Genomic DNA, 1,451 nt, shown 5'->3' with positions numbered 1-1,451 from the left:
TACTACAGTTGTAGATGTTGAATTCTGACCTGTATTTCGTCTAGAATCAGGGTAAAACCAGCGTTTCAGGGGAGGACTCATGACTCTCGCCCTTTCCCAAATTACCCTTAATGAAGCGGATGTTGAAGCCAATCTGAAGCAGCTTGAGACCTGGGCCAGCAACTTCGAGACCCTGATGGTTCGGCTTGCCCCACGCTTCAAACGCGCAGAGCTTCGAGAGCGGGTAAAAGAGTATGTGCAAGGATTGCTCAGTTCAGCCGAGCGGAAGAATAGCTGGCAGATCGCAGAACAACTGGGCAAGTCCACACCCTATGGGATTCAACATCTACTCGGTCGGGCCCAGTGGAGGGCAGATTTGGTGAGAGATGACCTGCAAGCCTATGTGAATGAAGCGCTAGGGGAGCCGGAAGCGGTATTTGTGATCGATGAAACAGGCTTTCTTAAGCAAGGAGACCACTCTGCTGGGGTGCAACCTCAATACAGCGGGATGGGGGGAGGGATTGAGAATTGTCAGATTGGCGTATTTCTAGGGTATGCTGCCGCCAACGGCTACACCTTAATTGATCGAGAACTCTACTTGCCGCAACGTTGGATTGACCATCCAGAGCGGTGCGCTCAAGCAGGCATTCCGAGCGACACGCCCTTTGCAACCAAGCCTGTTCTGGCACGACGCATGTTAGAACGGGCATTTGCGGGAGGACTGCCCGGACGCTGGGTAACCGGGGATGAAGTCTATGGTCGAGATGAGCGCTTGCGACGGTGGTTAGAATCCCGACATCAAGCCTATGTCCTCACCACCTGGTCAAAAGAGAGCGTGGGTCGAGATGCCTTGTCGATGCGAATCGAGGAACTCGCCGTCAGTTGGCCCCCTGAAGAGTGGCAACGCCTGAGTTGTGGAACGGGAACGAAGGGAGAGCGCTATTTTGACTGGGCTTGTATGCCGATTAATAGTCCAAGAGGCTACGATTGGCAGCACTGGGCGCTGGTGCGCCGGGGGATTGAACATCCCGAAGACTGGAGTTATTTCCTGGTGTTTGCGCCGCCTGGAACGTCCTTACAGACGATGGTGACGGTTGCGGGTCGGCGCTGGACGATTGAAACTTGTTTTGAGAGTGCTAAAGGCGTCGTGGGACTGGATGAGTATGAGGTGCGATCTTGGAAAGGATGGTATCGTCACATGACGTTAGCGCTGCTAGCTCATGCCTTCTTAACCGTCACGCGAGCGACTGCTAAAAAGGGGATCTCAACGCTGGCTCATTTCCCACCCCGTCCCTTGTCCCGGAAGACGAACTCAAGAGCCGGGTGCCCTTGAGCGTTGCGGAACTGCGTCGATTGCTATGGCGATTGGTTTGGCAGCCTCCATTCAGTCCACTCCATTGGCTGAACGGGTCAGCATGGCGACGACGACATCAAGCGATTGCACAGTTCTATCACTTCAAGCGCCGAGCCTT

General features: G+C 54.4%; 1 protein-coding gene. It reads left to right on the top strand.

Annotated elements, in window-relative coordinates; genetic code table 11:
- Nucleotides 1-175 precede the first annotated feature (175 nt).
- Nucleotides 176-1,312 (top strand): IS701 family transposase, encoded by a 1,137-nt coding sequence (locus C7B65_RS26905; protein WP_244913308.1) that lies wholly within the window; start codon nt 176-178, stop codon nt 1,310-1,312.
- The last annotated feature ends 139 nt before the right edge of the window (nt 1,313-1,451 follow it).

The sequence above is a fragment of the Phormidesmis priestleyi ULC007 genome, assembly GCF_003003695.1.
GTDB classification, from domain to species: Bacteria; Cyanobacteriota; Cyanobacteriia; order Leptolyngbyales; family Leptolyngbyaceae; genus Phormidesmis_A; species Phormidesmis_A priestleyi_A.
This window is presented reverse-complemented; position numbering and strand designations above follow the sequence as displayed.

Bases quoted from the DNA above. Each gene is read 5' to 3' on its own strand.
- C7B65_RS26905 (WP_244913308.1), top strand. From the start codon at position 176: ATGGTTCGGCTTGCCCCACGCTTCAAACGCGCAGAGCTTCGAGAGCGG.